Annotated in this window: 11 protein-coding genes; 4 read left to right on the top strand and 7 right to left on the bottom strand. The window is 31.5% G+C overall.

Annotated elements, in window-relative coordinates:
- Positions 1 to 10 precede the first annotated feature (10 nt).
- Positions 11 to 865: an HD domain-containing protein gene (locus IEV50_RS17010; RefSeq protein WP_188416636.1), complete on the bottom strand. Its 855-nt coding sequence runs from the start codon at positions 863 to 865 to the stop codon at positions 11 to 13.
- A gap of 213 nt (positions 866 to 1,078) precedes the next feature.
- Between IEV50_RS17010 and IEV50_RS17015 the strand changes: the two genes are divergently transcribed.
- Complete coding sequence (locus tag IEV50_RS17015) at positions 1,079 to 1,735, top strand: TetR family transcriptional regulator C-terminal domain-containing protein (protein WP_188416637.1); 657 nt, start codon at positions 1,079 to 1,081, stop codon at positions 1,733 to 1,735.
- Complete coding sequence (locus IEV50_RS17020; protein WP_188416638.1) at positions 1,736 to 3,043, top strand: ABC1 kinase family protein; 1,308 nt, start codon at positions 1,736 to 1,738, stop codon at positions 3,041 to 3,043. It begins immediately after the preceding gene.
- On the opposite strand, the gene IEV50_RS17025 is transcribed toward IEV50_RS17020, so the two are convergent.
- Positions 3,040 to 3,396, bottom strand: coding sequence for a response regulator (locus IEV50_RS17025; protein WP_188416639.1), 357 nt, complete (start codon positions 3,394 to 3,396; stop codon positions 3,040 to 3,042). The two genes, IEV50_RS17020 and IEV50_RS17025, sit on opposite strands and share 4 nt — an antisense overlap.
- A 256-nt stretch (positions 3,397 to 3,652) precedes the next feature.
- Here IEV50_RS17025 and IEV50_RS17030 point away from each other — a divergent pair, with 256 nt between their 5' ends.
- Together IEV50_RS17030 and IEV50_RS17035 are read left to right on the top strand one after the other, a co-directional pair.
- Positions 3,653 to 4,255, top strand: coding sequence for a GIN domain-containing protein (locus IEV50_RS17030; RefSeq protein WP_188416640.1), 603 nt, complete (start codon positions 3,653 to 3,655; stop codon positions 4,253 to 4,255).
- 133 nt (positions 4,256 to 4,388) lie between these two features.
- On the top strand, positions 4,389 to 6,335 hold the full coding sequence (locus IEV50_RS17035; RefSeq protein ID WP_188416641.1) for an LTA synthase family protein: 1,947 nt from the start codon (positions 4,389 to 4,391) through the stop codon (positions 6,333 to 6,335).
- Between the two features lie 33 nt (positions 6,336 to 6,368).
- Here the strand turns inward: IEV50_RS17035 and IEV50_RS17040 are convergent, their stop codons facing one another.
- The 5 genes from IEV50_RS17040 to IEV50_RS17060 all read right to left on the bottom strand — a co-directional run bounded on the left by IEV50_RS17040 (position 6,369) and on the right by IEV50_RS17060 (position 16,913).
- Positions 6,369 to 8,669 carry a GAF domain-containing protein gene (locus IEV50_RS17040; protein WP_188416643.1) on the bottom strand — a complete coding sequence of 767 codons (2,301 nt, stop codon included), beginning with the start codon at positions 8,667 to 8,669 and terminating at the stop codon, positions 6,369 to 6,371.
- Between the two features lie 294 nt (positions 8,670 to 8,963).
- The gene (locus IEV50_RS17045) at positions 8,964 to 12,569 is read right to left on the bottom strand and encodes a BamA/TamA family outer membrane protein (protein WP_188416645.1); all 3,606 of its coding nucleotides are present in this window, start codon (positions 12,567 to 12,569) and stop codon (positions 8,964 to 8,966) included.
- 171 nt (positions 12,570 to 12,740) lie between these two features.
- A complete protein-coding gene (locus tag IEV50_RS17050) occupies positions 12,741 to 13,640 on the bottom strand; it encodes an SdiA-regulated domain-containing protein (protein ID WP_188416646.1) in 900 nt (299 codons plus the stop codon).
- The gene (ppk1, locus tag IEV50_RS17055; protein ID WP_188416663.1) at positions 13,627 to 15,684 is read right to left on the bottom strand and encodes a polyphosphate kinase 1; all 2,058 of its coding nucleotides are present in this window, start codon (positions 15,682 to 15,684) and stop codon (positions 13,627 to 13,629) included. The genes IEV50_RS17050 and ppk1 overlap by 14 nt, the downstream gene beginning before the upstream one ends.
- Positions 15,684 to 16,913, bottom strand: a complete 1,230-nt coding sequence (locus tag IEV50_RS17060; protein WP_188416665.1) for a Pycsar system effector family protein — start codon at positions 16,911 to 16,913, stop codon at positions 15,684 to 15,686. Before IEV50_RS17060 ends, ppk1 begins: the two co-directional genes overlap by 1 nt.
- Positions 16,914 to 17,065: the final 152 nt, after the last annotated feature.

Consider the following 17,065-nt stretch of genomic DNA (forward strand, 5'->3'; position numbering starts at 1 on the left):
AAACTAAAAATTAAACCAGTACAGCATTTAAGGTTCTGTTTTTCACCTTGGGTACAGCTCCATGTCTCATAAATTCGGCAAAACCCTTTAATTGTTTTATAGCTTTTACCGCTTCATAACCATAAGTATAACTTCTGATTTTATTTAACAACATAGTATCCGTTTTAAATAAATCACTTTCTGATAATATTTGCTTCTTTAATAAATTTTTAATCAACTCTGCCATTTTACCATTTGCATATAAATAAAGTGGTAATTTAAATACCTCCTCATTAAGCCTTTTAAATGTTTCGTTTATCCACAACACTTCATTTTCATCATTAACAGCAATTTTTCCATCTTTTAAAATTACCGATCGTAAAAATTCTTTAGCCCTTTGCCTTGAAATAATTCCTGCATGAATACCATCACGCAAAGTATAATCTAATCTATCAGCACAAAGCGCTGGTAATGGCTGCTCCAAAATATCAAACTTGCTGAACAAAATTTGATTTACACTATAGCCGAATTTCATCAATACAGCAGGAATTTCAGATTTATATAAAACTTCGGCAAATACCTTTTCGTGATAATCTTCATCAACGTTATCAAAAACATAATCTCCAACATGAGAGAAAGCAGTATGAGACACATCATGCAATAAACCGGCTATTTGTTCAATTTCTGTTCCGCCTAGTTTTTTGATTAGCATAGTAACGCCAATGGCATGTTCTAATCTGGAATGGCAGATATCTGGATTTACCAAATAGATAGCGCCGCTTTGATGGATTCCGGCCAAACGTTTTAAAGCATCAGTTGCTAAAAGTTCAGCAAATACATCTGGTAATTCCATTTTACTATATAAAAAATCGCTTACCTGCATCATATCTATATTATTTGAATTATAAAAATCAATGCACAATATTACTAATAATTTTAGTTTTTAAATAAAAATAATTTCACATTTAACTAAATTTAATAGCTTAAAATTAACTTTCAATTATTTTGAAAATGATTATTACAATATCATGATTAAGAAATTGTGGTGTAAAAAAACAAGCATATCATATTAACGTTATACTTGTAAAAAAACAGGTATATGGCAACTGCTCAGCAAATTCGAAAAGCATATCTTGATTATGTTTTAACCAACAATGAAAAACCGAAATCGGTTTATGTTTTTGTTAAAAAACTCAAAATTACAGAAGCCGAATTTTATCAATTTTATGCTTCTTTCGAAAGTATTGAAAAAAACATTTGGTTCGAATTAACGTTCGAAACCATTACAAAAATTAAAGAACAAGAGGTTTGGCCTCAATATTCTGCAAGAGAAAAAATGCTTTCATTTTTTTATAGCTACGCCGAAAATTTAAAGAATGAAAGAAGTTATGTTATTTATAGCTTGAAAAACCATAAAAGTAAATTTTCTACACCTAACGTACTTGCCGGCGTAAAACCAATCTTCGAAAATTTTGCAGAAGATATTATATCAGAGGGATTAGAAAGTGGCGAATTAGCTGAACGCAGGTTTTTAAGTAAAAGATATAAAGATGCTTTATGGATTCAATTTGCTTTTATATTAAACTTTTGGATACATGATGATAGCAATGATTTCGAAAAAACAGACGAAGCAATTGAAAAGGGTATTAATGTTACCTTCGATTTGTTTCAACACTCTCCTATTGATAACTTATTTGAATACGGAAAATTTTTAAGCAGAAATGGCAAATTTGCAAACAACATGGGTTTTAACTAAATGAAAGAACAAAATAGTATTCCGGTAACAAAAGTAGAACGTTCCGCAAAATTTGTAAAAACTGGTTTTCAAATCGGTGGAAATTACATTAAACATTACTCTAAGAAACTGTTCAATCCTGATATGGATAGAGAACAACTTAATGAAGATAATGCAACAGATATTTATAAATCTTTAAGTGAGCTTAAAGGTAGTGCATTAAAAATTGCGCAAATGTTAAGTATGGACAAAAATATACTTCCAAAATCTTACGTTGATAAATTTACTCAATCTCAATATAATGCACCTCCTCTTTCGGGGCCACTAATTGTAAGAACTTTTACCAAAAACTTTGGTAAAACACCTGAACAGATATATGATACTTTTAATATAAATTCTACCAATGCGGCATCAATTGGTCAGGTTCATCAAGCAACATTAAAAAGCAAAAAACTTGCTGTAAAAATTCAATATCCTGGTGTTGGCGATAGCATTTCTTCAGATCTAAGACTGGTAAAACCTTTCGCGTTCCGTTTGTTGGGCATGTCTGAAAAGGAATTAAACATTTATATTAAAGAAGTTGAAGAAAGACTATTGGAAGAAACCGATTATGAATTAGAAGTTAAGCGTTCTATAGAATTCTCTGAAGCCTGTAAAAATTTAGATAATGTAGTTTTCCCGAAATACTATCCAGAATTATCAGGAAAACGAATTATATCCATGGATTGGATTGAAGGTTTGCATCTAAAAGAATTTTTACAAACAAATCCTTCACAAGCATTAAGAAATAAAATTGGCCAAGCCCTTTGGGACTTTTATAACTTCCAACAGCACGAATTAAGAGCCGTTCACGCAGATCCACACCCTGGTAATTTTATGATTACTCCTGATGAAAAATTAGGTGTAATAGATTTTGGCTGTATAAAAGAAATGCCAGAGGATTTTTACTATCCTTTCTTTTCACTAATTTCTACTGATGTTATTAAAGATAAAGCGAAAACGCTTGATGCTTTCAGAAAGTTGGATATGATACATAAAGATGATACTGATGCACAGGTTGAATTTTACTACAAATCGTACAAAGAAATGATTGAACTTTTTGCAAAGCCATATATAAATGAATCATTTGATTTTAGTAAAAATGAATTTTTCGAAAGACTTTACGAATATGGAGAGAAAATCTCCAAAATGCCTGAATTTAAACAAGCCAGAGGAGTTAAACATTTTATTTATGTAAATAGAACCAACTTCGGTTTATATACAATTTTGCATGAATTAAAGGCTGTTGTTAAAACAGATACATTTAAACCTTCTTTAAATATATCTTAAGTATTCTTTTTTACAACATCAACCATGTGATCGATATCAAACGGCTTTTGAATATAATCATCTGCTTTACTTTCTTCGGCAATTTGTTGTAGTTTATCTGATGTAGAAGTCAAAACAGCCGATACATCTTCAGTTTTAGGATCTGATTTTAATTCTTTAACAATCTTTGAACCTTTTTTAGTTCCTTTAATATGGTCATCAATAACAACTACATCCGGTTCAATCTCATCAATTTTATCAATTGGTTCGATTGTTAATGATGCGGTTACCTCAAATCCTTCTTCTTCCAATACCTGGTCCATAATATCCAGTATATCTTTGTTATCCTGGACAAGAACAACTTTTTTCTTCATAAGATTTTCTAGCTTAATTTTTTTACAAAGATAGCAAAAAGGATAAATACGCAATTAAACCATAATTAAATTTCAATTGCGTGAAAATTATTTCCTGTTTGTCTGTTTTTTAAACCTGTTCGTCGATTAGTTACATGTGCTTGTATAAAAATGGATTATTTGCTGCAACGTTTTTCCGTTAGCTGCGTCTTATCTACAAAACAAGTTTAAAAAAATATAAATAACTAATTAACAAATAATTATAAATAACAGCATTATGAAAACCTCAATCAAAAACCTAATCGCAACATCATTAACAGCTATCGTTATAACTTCAGCTGCTTTTACAACAAGTGTATTGGCTACAGAAAAAAATCCAATAACTAAAGAATCATCTACAAGCTTTAAAAAAATTATAGTTAAAGGAAATGTAGAAGTAACGCTTATACAAAGACAAACTGAAGGTGTTAGCTATTCAGATGATAACACAGGTAAAGCAAAAATTACTCAAGAAGGGAATACATTAAAAATTAGCTCTACAGATAGGGATGTAAGTAAGCTCACTGTATATGTAAACGACCTTTACAGAATCGAAGCTTCAGAAAACGCAGTAGTAAAAACCAATGGTAAATTAAAATCAAAGTATTTGCAAATTTTCTTAAAAGACAATGCCTTTGCACAAATTACTTCTAATACAGAAGGTTTATATACCGTTATTAAAGATAATGCAGATTTGAAATTAAGCGGTTCTACTGATAATCATACTTTGATTATGGGCAATACACAAAAGTTAACAATTGATAAATTTGCAGCTTTGAAAACCAATATCAGTTCTGTAGAATCAAGCGATGTCATTGAAACTGCTGCTTTGATAAAATAATTTCAACAGGTAATTATGTAAAAGCGATGAGGACAATCTTATCGCTTTTTTTGTTTTGAAGTAGTTATTTCTAAAATTGCGAACTTCAGTATTTCTTCAGATTCAGAAGGTAGCTTGCAGAAATTTATTTTAAATGACTAATTTATTAAAAGGTAGATATTCTTTATTTTTTGCTTTTCTATCTTACTTTATTATATTCTCCTTAATTGTTAGAACAGTTCTTTTTATATCGGCGAGCCACCATACTGATTTTACTTTATTTGAGATATTTAAGTTTTATATAACCGGATTATTCTTTGATATTGGCTCAGGGCTACTTATTACTATACCATACACAGTATTTTTATTTTTAATCCCCGATAAGATTTATCACAAAAAATGGAATAAAATATTCACACCATTAGTATTTTTCTTTTTTTTAGTAATTACACTTTTCTCTTTTTTTGCAGAACTAACTTTTTGGCAGGAATTTGAAAGTAGATTTAATTTTATTGCGGTAGACTATCTAATTTATACTTATGAAGTAATTCATAACATAAACGAATCATACCCTATACCATTACTCCTGGCTGGAATGTTGATAATTGCTATAGCAATAATCTTTTTCTTGTTCAAATTAAAAATTTTTAAACAAACTTTAGAAAGTTACTCAACTTTAAAAACGCGTAGTATTACTTCTTCTTTTATTTTTATTGTAGCCATTTCATTTGGTTTATTTGTAAAAAACTCTTGGGCAGAGCAAGGAAATAATCATTATTCCAATGAATTAGGTAAGGCAGGGATTTATTCCTTTTTTGCGGCTTTCAAAAATAATGAATTGAATTATCAAGATTTCTATAGCTTAATTAATGATAAAAAAGCTTTCGAAATTATTAGAAATGAACTTAAAGAAACACAAAGTACTTTTTTGAATTCAGGCTTATCAATAAAAAGAAATATTAATAATAATAATGTTGCTTATAAGCCTAATATAATAACAATTACAATTGAGAGTTTAAGTGCAGATTTTTTGGCACATTATGGCAATAACCAGCACATTACTCCTTTTCTTGACTCTATAGCAAACCATAGCATATTTTTCAGCAACATGTATGCAACAGGTACCCGAACAGTTCGTGGTATGGAGGCACTTACACTTTGTATTCCACCCACGCCCGGAAGCAGTATAGTTAGGCGAATGGATAATGAACATCTTTTTTCAGTAGGGCATGTTTTTAAAGATAAAGGTTATACAAATACTTTCTTCTATGGTGGTGATGGTTATTTTGATAATATGAACCATTTCTTTGGCAATAACGGCTATAACATTGTTGACAGAGGCCGAAAATTATTAAATGAAACTTATGATGGAAGCAGAACGATAATTCAGGATAAAGATGTGACATTTGAAAATGCATGGGGAATTTGTGATGAAGATATTTTTAATGTTGTAATAAATGATGCGGATAAGAAGTATAAATTACATCAGCTCTTCAACAATTTTATTATGACTACTTCGAATCACAGACCTTATACTTTTCCTGCTAATAAAATTAATCTTCCTCAAGGTACACGTGAAGCAGCCGTTAGATATACTGATTATGCTATTGAAAAATTTATTGATAAAATAAAAATTAAGCCCTGGTTTAAAAACACAGTGATTATAATTGTTGCAGATCATTGTGCCAGTAGCGCAGGTAAAAACGAAATTGATATTTCTAAATATCAAATTCCATGCATGATTTTGAATTTAAAAAATACCAAAAATGCTAATATCAGCAAAATGACATCTCAAATTGATATTTTCCCAACACTTTGGGGGGTTTTAGGATGGAAATACACAAATGGTTTCTTCGGAAAAAATGTGCTTGATAGCAGCTACAAACCAAGGGTTGTTTTAGGTACTTACCAAAAATTAGGTTATATGCGAAACGATAGTTTGGTAATATTAAGTCCGCAGCGAAAGATAGATAGTTATATTTATGATAAAGGCAAAAACGAACAAAAGAAAGCCGATTTTTCGAAAGTATTTACAAATCAGGCAATTGCTAATTACCAAACCGCTTATGAACTTTTTAAAAATAATGGTTTAAAACAATAAATAAAATGGAGTTGATTGCTCCGCTCCATCTTATTAATTCTCATTTAAATTCAAACTAAAATCTTCTAATTTCTCAGTTCCTAATTCTTTTGTTTTGTTTTTACTTAAATATTTAACGCCAACTCTTAGTGCTTTTAAGCCCGATACGCCTTGAAGTTCTTCTAAATCCAATTGCTCTAAATCATCATTTAATAAGCCTTGATCCTGAAGATATTTGATGTATTCGATGTATTCATTAGCTTCATCAGCATTAAAATAAACCATTGCAATTTTATCAGGTTGGGTTAAACGTTCTGAAGTATCTTTTATCAATACTTTATCAATTCGTTTTTTCACAACTTCATACCTGATATTATAAGCACCTTCAACATCAAATCTTCTTTCATCGTTTCTAAAACTAATATCTATAGAATTTGAATGTATAAAAACTAATTGCGTAGTTTCTAAAGGTCTTGGCATTTCGCCAATTAAACTTTTAGATAAACGTGCTATTTCTACCATTGAAGTAAGTTGCCACAATCGAATATTTTTTAAATAGAGCAAATCAAATGGTTTATTTGGTGCTATTTCCTGACCGATATAAATATCATATTCAACACCGTCAGTTCTAAATTTAGCAAAATAACATGGGTAAGATGCCTGAAGATTTAGTTGAGCAGTTTCCAAATACTGACTAACTTCCATGTTGATAGATTGCATTGAAACTTCGAGCTTTCTTCTATTTTCGTATGCTAATCCAGTTTCTGGTATAATCTCAGCAAAATAATCATCAACAATTTCAGTGGTTTCAGGATGATTTAACTTAATAACCGAAAAGAATGGATAAACTTCTGCAGCCAAAAATTCGTTCAGAAGCATTTCTTCATTACTTGATGCAACATTACTTATTCTAACAATCCAATCATTGCAGTTAAAAATTAGCTTATCAATAAGTTCTAAACGCACAAATTTTCTAATGCCTTTTAGTGTTTTAATAATATTCAATAAATGAACATGCATGTCTTCTTTCAAAGCCTGATTACGTTCGGTTGTTGAATTTCTTATATCAACTGCACCAAATAAAGGATACATATTTTTAAAAGTGATAGTTTCTATCTGTTTTTGTCTTTTATTATCCTTATTTTGCTGAATAAAATGCCAAACGGCTTCATTAAATTTCCATTGCACTGAAGGCTGTAAAGCTGTAAATTTATCCATTAAAACAGCATCCATTTTGGCATTAAATTCTTCTATACTATATTGAAATAATTGACCAATTAAAGGCACTGCAGGACCTAATCTTGATAATAATTTATCATCAACCACAATTTCCTTACTAGAATAAACTTCTAACACGCCTGCTAATTGAGTGTTATAATACACTGGCAAAACTGAATAAGAACATACTCCTGCAGCTTTTAAAACACGCAGAAACGGATCTTTTAACATGTGATCTTCATTAATAGAACTCACAAAAATTGGACGAGGATCCTGTTTGTATTTCTCAACCAAAGCATAAAAAACTTCTTCTTCCATATTCGATGCTTTTGCTGAGTTAATAAGCATGCTTTGAGAAAAATCCTGATTATCAAAAACCAGTTTATTATTTACAGTTAAAAATGGCATTAAGCCAAATTCTAGGTTGCCATTTCCACTTAGTGTTTTTAAAGCCTGAATAACATGATTATAGGCTTCCGTTTGATAATTATGATTAACTAAAGCATTTCTAATCCCTTCAATTGCATGCTGTAAAGTAACGTCCGTTATAGAAATTACACTAAAGCCTTCAAAAGTAAATTTCTTTAAAGGCACATGTTTATTCAAATAATCAATCTCTGTCCCTTCCTGAAAATGTTTAGCAAGAACCTCAAAATTGAGTTCAGGCAGTTTTCCTGAATGCTGAATATCTATAAATTGTGTATCGTTTTGAATATTATAATACTGGATTAATTTATTTTCAGGATTAACATGAGCGTATATAATATCATTTTTTAATACTGAATTGAAACTGTAAAATCTATTTAAAATTAAATTATAGATAAATTTTAAATGCTTTATCTCCACGGGTTCACTATTATCCTTATTTACTTTAGATTTAGGATCGTGATCTTTGAAAAACTGATAAAATGCATTTGTACTAAAAAAGATTTCATCAGGCACTGGTGTACTCAGTGCCCAAAATAATTCATTTTCATTAGCCATTAAAGGCGTGAGTATAGTGAAAATTAATTCAAGTGTTTCCTTATGTTTTGATAATTCTTTTGTGCTTATATTTCCAAGTAAAGCATTCTCTTTCTCAATTTTTTCTAATAAAAACCTGTAAAACTCAGATTTAACAGTTTTTTCGGTTTTCAATCTATTTTTCAGGTAATTGACTAACGGTCTGAAAGATAAATTTGATTTTACCTGGCAATTAATACATTCGTTTTTATGTATTTGTATTACATTGGTATTCATGAGTATATGTATATTATAGACGTAAAATTTAGTAAGTAAAAAATAATATTATACAAATATACAAACAGCAAAAATCAAAAATAGTCTGTATAACGTAATACTATTTTTACGTAGCATATTACCAATTTACGTTTAAAACCTGAATGCAGTTTATAAAATCTAACTTTTATACTATTAAAAGTTTCTAAAATTTTAATATCTAAAATTTAGTGATACATAGGGATACCACCCATCTCTTGAATGACCCATTACAAAGCGCACTACAGTTAGTGATGCAGGTGCGAAATAAATACCTCCTCCAACGCCATGATGCCATAAATCGGAACTTTCATTACGACTCCAAACACGGCCTACATCATAAAAACCAAGTAGCCCAATTTGGCCTGGCAATACATAACTAACTAAATCGCCAAGTTTAGCTCTTAACTCTAAATTATTATAAAAACTATGGTCACCTGCAAATCTAAACTGGCGATAACCCAATAGATTACCTTGACCTCCAAGGAACTGCGATTGATAAAATGCAGGTTTGCCAACTGTTATACCGCCACCAAATCTATCAGCCAAAATGAATGCTTTCCTTCCATCAAGGTTTTTATATAAAGCAATACTTGCCGTAAATTGACCGAAAGAATTAGAGTACTTATTAATACCTTTATAACCCAGCAACTTAAAATCAACATAACTACCCAATGTTGGCAACAAATCATTATCGCGGGTATTATTGATAAAATTCACAATTGCTCCAGCAAACATTTTCTCATTGCGAATGCTTACACTATCATAAGAACCTAAAGGAGAACCACTTGTAATAAACCTACCCTCGTTATCCTCCTGGTTTAACTTGTAATACTGAAACGAAGGCCCGATGCTAAAAGTAGATTTGGGTCTTCGCCACCTAATTGACGGATCTACCTGATAAAGATTAAATCTTGCTCTGTAATATCTGATTTCATCACCATGTTCATCAAAAACTGTATTATTACCTACACCGAAGAAATTCTGTGTATTATTTGGTGCATAAGCATCGGCTTTAATTAAAAAATCTGCTTTTCCTAATGCTTTTAACCATTCTCCCCTATAATTAAAACGAAACGCTTTAGTAGAAAAAGAATGTAAAAATGATATTGTCTGTGAATTACCATAAGGCTTTTTCCTAAAGCCAGGATTGGTTTGTTTATAAATTAATCCAAGTAAAATACCGTCATCATTATTATAACCCACATTAAAATTATACGATCTTCTTATATACATATCCTTAGGTATGTAACTAAAGTTTGAGGTATCATTAGAAATTATTTTTCTGATTTTATCAGCATCATTTCCGTTATATGTCGCTTTATCTTCCCTGCCATAAAGCTTTACAGAACCATTACTTTTTGCAAAATCATATACTTTATTGCCTTTGCCACCAATGATTCTGATTTTTATATTTGAATTTTTATTGTTTAAAATTACGCTATCGTTACCGTTATGCATATAAACCCTTAATTCTTTAGTTATTTTCGGGTCGAAAATTCGGTTGAATAACTCGTCTTTAATATTTCCCTCTTTAGAAATTTTATTGATTTTAACTTTTAAACCATTATTATCTGCATCAGAAATTTGAATTAATTCATTTTTGTTTGATACCTCTATATCTACAATCCTGTTAAAGAAATGATAATAATCGTTCATTAACTTGGGTAATTGCTCAATTCTTACTCGCATTTGAGCCAGAAGTGCATCATGATGAAGTGAATAACTTGGCTCTGGAAGTTTTCTTAAAGCCCTTTCAAAAACCTCATCATTATAATTTGCGCAAAAATCTTTAATAATTTTATCCCATTCTTTTTCACTAATATTTGCGGTATAGCGACTACTTATTTCTCTTCCCTCCCACAAAAACCAATCAATATTCTTTATATCACGTTCGTAACCTTGCATCATTGGTAAAAGAGATGAAGACTGAGTAAAGCGTTGTAAAAAGCCATCAGACCTAAAAAATACCTGATCCCTGTCTCTCGGTACTGGTGAATAATGAGAGCCACCATCTTTTTTAGTTTCTTTCCAACGCCACTGGTCTTCGTGTCTATCCCAATCGCCTAACAAGACATCAAATGCTCTTGCTTTAACCCAAGCGGGCCCATCTAAAGTATTATCATTATCATCAGTTAGTTTTTTATCCATTTTTGGAGAACTATCTGATTCGCCCAACGGTTCGCGTTCTTCAAAAAGGCATAATGTATTTGCAAAGGCAGGCTCATATTCGCCTAAATTATCATCAGGAGAAACCCATCCAATTATGGGATTACTATGTGGTATTCCGCCAGCTTTTGCCAGTTCGGGTACGATAAGAGCCGAAAATGGATGTTGAGCGGACATGTTGTCTTTAATAATATCCTTTGCAAAGGTTTCTCTCAATTGCTCTGGCAAAAGCACTTCGGGGAACTTTTCTACGCTGCGTAAAACGTATTCTTTACCATTTTTATCCTCTAATCTTAAAGATCTTGATTGGTTTCCTCCACCTCTTTGTGTTGCTTTTAACCCACCCGCAATTTGGGAAATTCTTATTACCGGAACTTTGGTTTCCTGAGCATATTCTTTTCTATAGTTCTCTCCAAATACATACCTGTGAAAGCGACCAACACTATCATATTCTGGCTTTATTCTAACCGTAATGCTATCGGCCAAAATCGGCTTTTCTCTGTTTATTACCTTTTGATTAATTGTTTCAAATTTCTTTATATAGCTATATACACGTTTAACACCTGTATCTGCATAAATATAATATTCGTAACGCATATCATTATTCATCAACTGATCGGCAATTACATAGCCTTGTTCCATTTCATGAAACAAAGATGTTTTTCCTTTCTTATTTGGTGAGACTTTAGCGCCAGAGCCGCTTACAATTTGCAATTGTTTTCCCTTAATTAACTGTAAACCATGCTCATGTCCGGCTACATAAGTTACATTTGTATTATCGCCAAAAACACCATTAACAGATTTAATCATGTCTTTATAAGCAGGATGATTCAAATCTTCAGGGCTTAATAAAGTTGAACGCAGAACCGGATAAACAGAACCTATAACAGGTAACGGTACATAAAGATTTTTGTTTAGTGAAGTTAGCGGAAAAAGATGATTTCTTAAATTAAAATAGCCACCGTGTGGACCATAACTTTGAAACGGATGATGTGATGCAAGCAAAATCACTTTACCTTTATTTTTCTCCATTAAATCTTCCATTTTAACCAAAACTTCATCTTTAGTGCGACATTCGCATTCGCCATTAGGATTTGATTTATTATATGGAAACAGCCACCATTCGCTGTCGTAAGCAATAATCGTTAATTTATCGGTTAAATTTATTGCTACAGGATCGGGGCAACCATTTTGAGGGATTAACTTTAAAAGTGGATCATTCTGGGCTTTTAAATAATCATCCTGAGCCTTAATTTTTGCCAAACCATTCGGCCCTGATTTATCCCAATCATGATTTCCAGGGATAAAGTAAACAGCAGCCCCTTTCTCCCGCATGGGTGCGAATTGAGATTGTAAAATTTTCTTTGTTTCTTCCTCCTCCAGGCTTCCAGGCAAGCCCATTCCTGTTGGATAGATATTATCGCCCAAATAAACTACAGTAGTTTTTTTTGGTATAACTTGTTTGGCTGCATTTTTCAAATCCTGCATTTGTACAACATTCATTTCGCCGGCATCTCCGAATAAAATTACACGATACTTTACATCATTTTGTGCAAAAGCCACAAAACTTATTAGCGTAATGAATGTAGTTAACGTAAAATTTTTAATCATAATGTTCGGTTTATAATGTTATTCGGTAGTCTAAATACACGAAAACTTTAGAATGAATCACAAATACAGATTGTTATCCTGAGACTAATAAAATATTTTAACTGCCTCATCAACTCAGCTTAACAAGATCTAAATATAACTTGATTTAAGATAAACCTCAATATTTTGTTTTTACTTTTTAGGTTTAAACTGCAGGATGTCTCCTGAAGCCAAAGTCCCACCCTCATTTGATATATAAAGGTTATTTTCTTTGTCAAATGCAATCCCTTCTGGTTGATTAAAATCATCGCCTTTTAATGGATAAGCCGCTTTAATTTTAAAATCAGCATTGGTAATAACTAGCATTTTATTAACCGAAGAAAGAATATACCATTCATTTGTATTTTGATTTTTGACTAATGCAGATGGTTTAAATTTAATTTTACCCTCACCCGAAAGCTTTTCTATTTCCTCATAAGGTAAACTAAATTCGCCGGAAGGTTTTAAAGAATTATTATCTCCAAAATCAAAAGCATAAATACTTGTTGCTTTATTTTTATCATCAGATTTACTGCCCTTTGTTAAAATATAAATCTTCCCTGCTTTTTCATCAGCTGCCAATCCTTCATATTCAGCTTTAGGAACCAGATCTTTTACTTTAACAACATTTACAGCTTCTGCCTTATTGATTTCTGATAAAGGCAAAATATGTAATTCTCCATTACTTTTAAGAATAATAACCTGGTTTTTAATGATAGTCAAATCTTCATAATCTCCTTTACCACCAAATTTTACATATTTAGATTCTTTATCATTCAATCCTAAATAAAATAAATCTCCATCTTCATCCTGAATGGCAAAAACTTGCTTTGAATCCCCGTTGTGAAAAGCAATTCCTGAAATTTCGAAAAGATTTTGAGGCATATTATACTTAACAGGATTATTTAAATCGTAAAGAAAATTTCCTTTTTCTGATGGTTGAGATTTAGTTTCAGCCTTATCATCGTGCTTTCCATTAACGCATGATATACATAAGAAAGCCATTAACAAAACAGAAAGAAAAGATGATATGTAAAGTTTATAATTTTTCATGAGTTAAAGATTGTTTTTTTAAAAATTCGTAAATTCTATGTTGAGAAGCAATTAATGTTCCATCCTTTTTTAAAGGAATATTATTCATAGATTCATCAATAAAAACGGCCTGCAAATTATCTTGTTTTTGAATATTTATAATTTCAATAATTTCATCTTTTATCTTTTTATCGTAGATTGGAAAGCAAACTTCTATTCTTCTGTAAATATTACGATTCATCCAATCTGCAGAGCCTAAATACATATCTTGTGTACCTAAATTATTAAAAATAAATATGCGGCCGTGCTCCAAATATCTGTCTACAATCCGAATCACTTTAATGTTATCGCTCATGCCTTCAACACCTGGAATTAGCCTACAAATACTCCGAACTATCAGTTCTATTTTAACACCTGCCTGAGATGCTTCATAAAGTTTGTTGATGAGGATCTTCTCTTCTAGATTATTTAGTTTAATTGTAATTGAAGCTTGTTTGCCTAACTTCGCATATTCAATTTCTCTTTCTATCAGGTTTAAAAATGTTTGCTGAAGATTAAATTGTGCAACTAAAATATGTTCAAAATTTATCAAATCGGTTGATGAAGGTTTAATTCTTTTCGCGAGGAAAATAAAAAGCAGTTCAATCTCTCTCAAAATCTTTTTATTGGCTGTCATTAAAATATGATCTGTATAAAATGCTGCAGTGCTTTCATTAAAATTTCCTGTTGCCAGTAAACCTGTATAAAGCATTCTGTTACCAATTTTTCTTTTAACCAAAGCTACTTTGGCATGCACTTTTAAGGCAGTAACGCTATAAACGATTTCTACACCCTTTTCTTTCATTTTTTTCGCCCACTTTATATTGTTGGCTTCATCAAAACGGGCTTTAAGCTCTACCAATACAAAAACCTTCTTACCATTTTGCGCTGCACTGATGAGTGCATTTATAATCTTTGAATCGCTTGCCACCCGATAAATTGTCAGGTAAATTTCCTGTACATCCTGATCTACAGCAGCCTCATTAAAAAACCGAAGTACACTATCATAACTTTGATATGGTGTATGAATTAGGATATCGTTCTTGATTATCGCTTCTGTTAAACTCCCATGAACAACATCGGTATTACATATTTTTGGCCATGATTTATTTGATAAATTTGGGTTACTAACCGGAAAATTCATAAAATCTTTCAGGTTATGGTATTGCCCACCTTCTACCATATTAGCTTTTTTAAGGTTAAAAAGTTTTTTAAGCAAAACCACAACACTTTTTGGTATACCGGGCTGATGAAGAAATCTTGTTGCAAGACCCGAGTCTCGCTTTAGCAATTGCGCTTCTAATTGGTCGGATAAGCTACCTGAGTATTCATCCTTTAAATCAATCTCCGCATCGCGGGTTATTTTGAAGCTAAAGCATCCGGAAACTTCTGCTGTATTGAAAATGAGATCGAGATGAAAGCGTATAATATCGTCTAAAAAAACAATAAAAATATCTTTGCCGGTATCAACTTTATAAAACCTAGGCAACTCATTTGAAGGAATATTTAAGATAACTGTTTTTGCTACACCACCCTGATTCAGGGTAATGAGAAAATATAGTTCATTATTAGATGGAAAAAATTTAGTTTGTTCGTCAACATAAATCGGCTGTATAAAAGCCAAAACCTGACTTAAGAAATAACGCGTAACCTGCTTATTAATTTCTTCTGGAAAAGATTCGCCATAAATTAAATTGACATTATTTTTTTTCAGTTCAGGAATTATATTTAATCTAAGTGCATTTCCATAACGCTGTTGCTGCTCAGAAATTAAGCTGTTTGCCGTATTTAACAAATCAGCTTCAATTTGAATTTCATTGTCATCGCGGTTGCTTAATTTTTCCAGGGCAAGTAAAACGGGCATTCTAACCCGATAAAATTCATCAAGATTAGAAGAGAAAATAGACAGAAACTTAATACGCTCTAAAAGAGGCACATGCTCTCTTTCGGCCTCCATTAAAATTCGCTCATTAAATTTGAGCCAGCTTAAATCCCTGTTAAACAAAGTGGTTACAGCTTTTTCCATTAAAGTTTACCGTAAGCTGCGTAGGCGACAACGAATGCTAAAACTGCCGCAATTAAACCAAACATAAAAATATTATAAGCCAGCCTGATGAGTTTATATTTCCTGCCCAAAACAACGCCTCCTGAATAAACATCGGTTATTAAAGTGCCATATAAAAATTCTTTATCATTCATTACTTTAAGCATACCATCGGTATAGGTTGGTAACGACATTTTATAAAAGTTACCAAAAAACAGGAGGTTTACTTTTTTAGTATCTATATCTTCAGGTGTAAAAATTCCGGGAGGAATAGACGGCCGGGTTGATAAAATGGAAACGACTACACAAGTTAAACTTACCGTAAGTAAAATAAATGTAGGGATAATTAAATTACTGTGGTCTTCCAATCTTCTTAATAGCAAACTCACAATCAAGGAAAGCATTATGGAATTAACGGTAATTAAAATATGTGCCTTATTATCTGCCATATCGCTTAAACGCTGGTTATTTGCCGATGTAATCCTGAACATGGTTTCGATACCTTTATCGGGTTTTTCGGTTTTATCCTTTTTATTTTTCTTTTTATTATCCTGAGCCACAACAGCAGAACTTGCCATTTCAACAGGCATTGCATCAAAAACAACCTGGTCTTTCTGATCGGACAGTTTACTTTTTATTTTTTCGATGTTTTTAGCTTTCTGTTCGCTAAGTAATAAGTTGACATAATCGGTATGGTAATGTTGCTTTTCAAGAAACTGGATATCTTTAATACGCCATTCATTTTTGCTGATATCTTTTTTATAAATCAGTTCAGCTTCTTTATGCATCAATTTTCCTTTTTTTCGGAAATCTTCAGTACCTAAGTGAAAAAGATCCGCGTCGCATAAAATATTCTCTAATTGATTGGTTGGTTTTTGAGGGATTTTAGTACTTAAAATAGCATTAGAAACTTTTATCCTGATTTCTTCGCTTACGCCCTCCGTTTCTAAATATTTGTTTGCCAATTCGGCACCTTTTATTTCATGATGAAATACATCTTCAAAATAGCCCGTGTCATGAAACCACGCAGCAGTGGTAACAATAAAAAATTCTTCATCATTTAACTGATAATGATTGGCAATTTGATGGGTTGCATCAACCACATCTTTTGTGTGCTGAAGGTTGTGATAAACCAGTCTCGAATCCTGGTGAGTATTAAAATAATTGTTTACATGCTTTTCTACATCAATTTGTAGTTGCTTATAATCCATGAGCGTGCTGCTAAAATTTAATTTTTAATACAAAATACAATTCGTTTAATAAAAAACGTTTATGGCTTAGTTCTATAAAATTAAGCTAATTTTCATTAAAACTGTCTTTTGCTTACATAACTCCAAAAAAGGGATTTTTATTTTACAATAAC

Source organism: Pedobacter mendelii, assembly GCF_014635725.1.
Taxonomy (GTDB): domain Bacteria; phylum Bacteroidota; class Bacteroidia; order Sphingobacteriales; family Sphingobacteriaceae; genus Pedobacter; species Pedobacter mendelii.

Excerpts from the sequence above, each read along its gene's own strand:
- IEV50_RS17045 (WP_188416645.1), bottom strand. The coding sequence starts at position 12,569 with ATGATTAAAAATTTTACGTTAACTACATTCATTACGCTAATAAGTTTT.
- IEV50_RS17060 (WP_188416665.1), bottom strand. The coding sequence starts at position 16,913 with ATGGATTATAAGCAACTACAAATTGATGTAGAAAAGCATGTAAACAAT.
- IEV50_RS17020 (WP_188416638.1), top strand. The coding sequence starts at position 1,736 with ATGAAAGAACAAAATAGTATTCCGGTAACAAAAGTAGAACGTTCCGCA.
- IEV50_RS17035 (WP_188416641.1), top strand. The coding sequence starts at position 4,389 with ATGACTAATTTATTAAAAGGTAGATATTCTTTATTTTTTGCTTTTCTA.
- IEV50_RS17025 (WP_188416639.1), bottom strand. The coding sequence starts at position 3,396 with ATGAAGAAAAAAGTTGTTCTTGTCCAGGATAACAAAGATATACTGGAT.
- IEV50_RS17010 (WP_188416636.1), bottom strand. The coding sequence starts at position 865 with ATGATGCAGGTAAGCGATTTTTTATATAGTAAAATGGAATTACCAGAT.
- IEV50_RS17015 (WP_188416637.1), top strand. The coding sequence starts at position 1,079 with ATGGCAACTGCTCAGCAAATTCGAAAAGCATATCTTGATTATGTTTTA.
- ppk1 (WP_188416663.1), bottom strand. The coding sequence starts at position 15,684 with ATGGAAAAAGCTGTAACCACTTTGTTTAACAGGGATTTAAGCTGGCTC.
- IEV50_RS17030 (WP_188416640.1), top strand. The coding sequence starts at position 3,653 with ATGAAAACCTCAATCAAAAACCTAATCGCAACATCATTAACAGCTATC.
- IEV50_RS17050 (WP_188416646.1), bottom strand. The coding sequence starts at position 13,640 with ATGAAAAATTATAAACTTTACATATCATCTTTTCTTTCTGTTTTGTTA.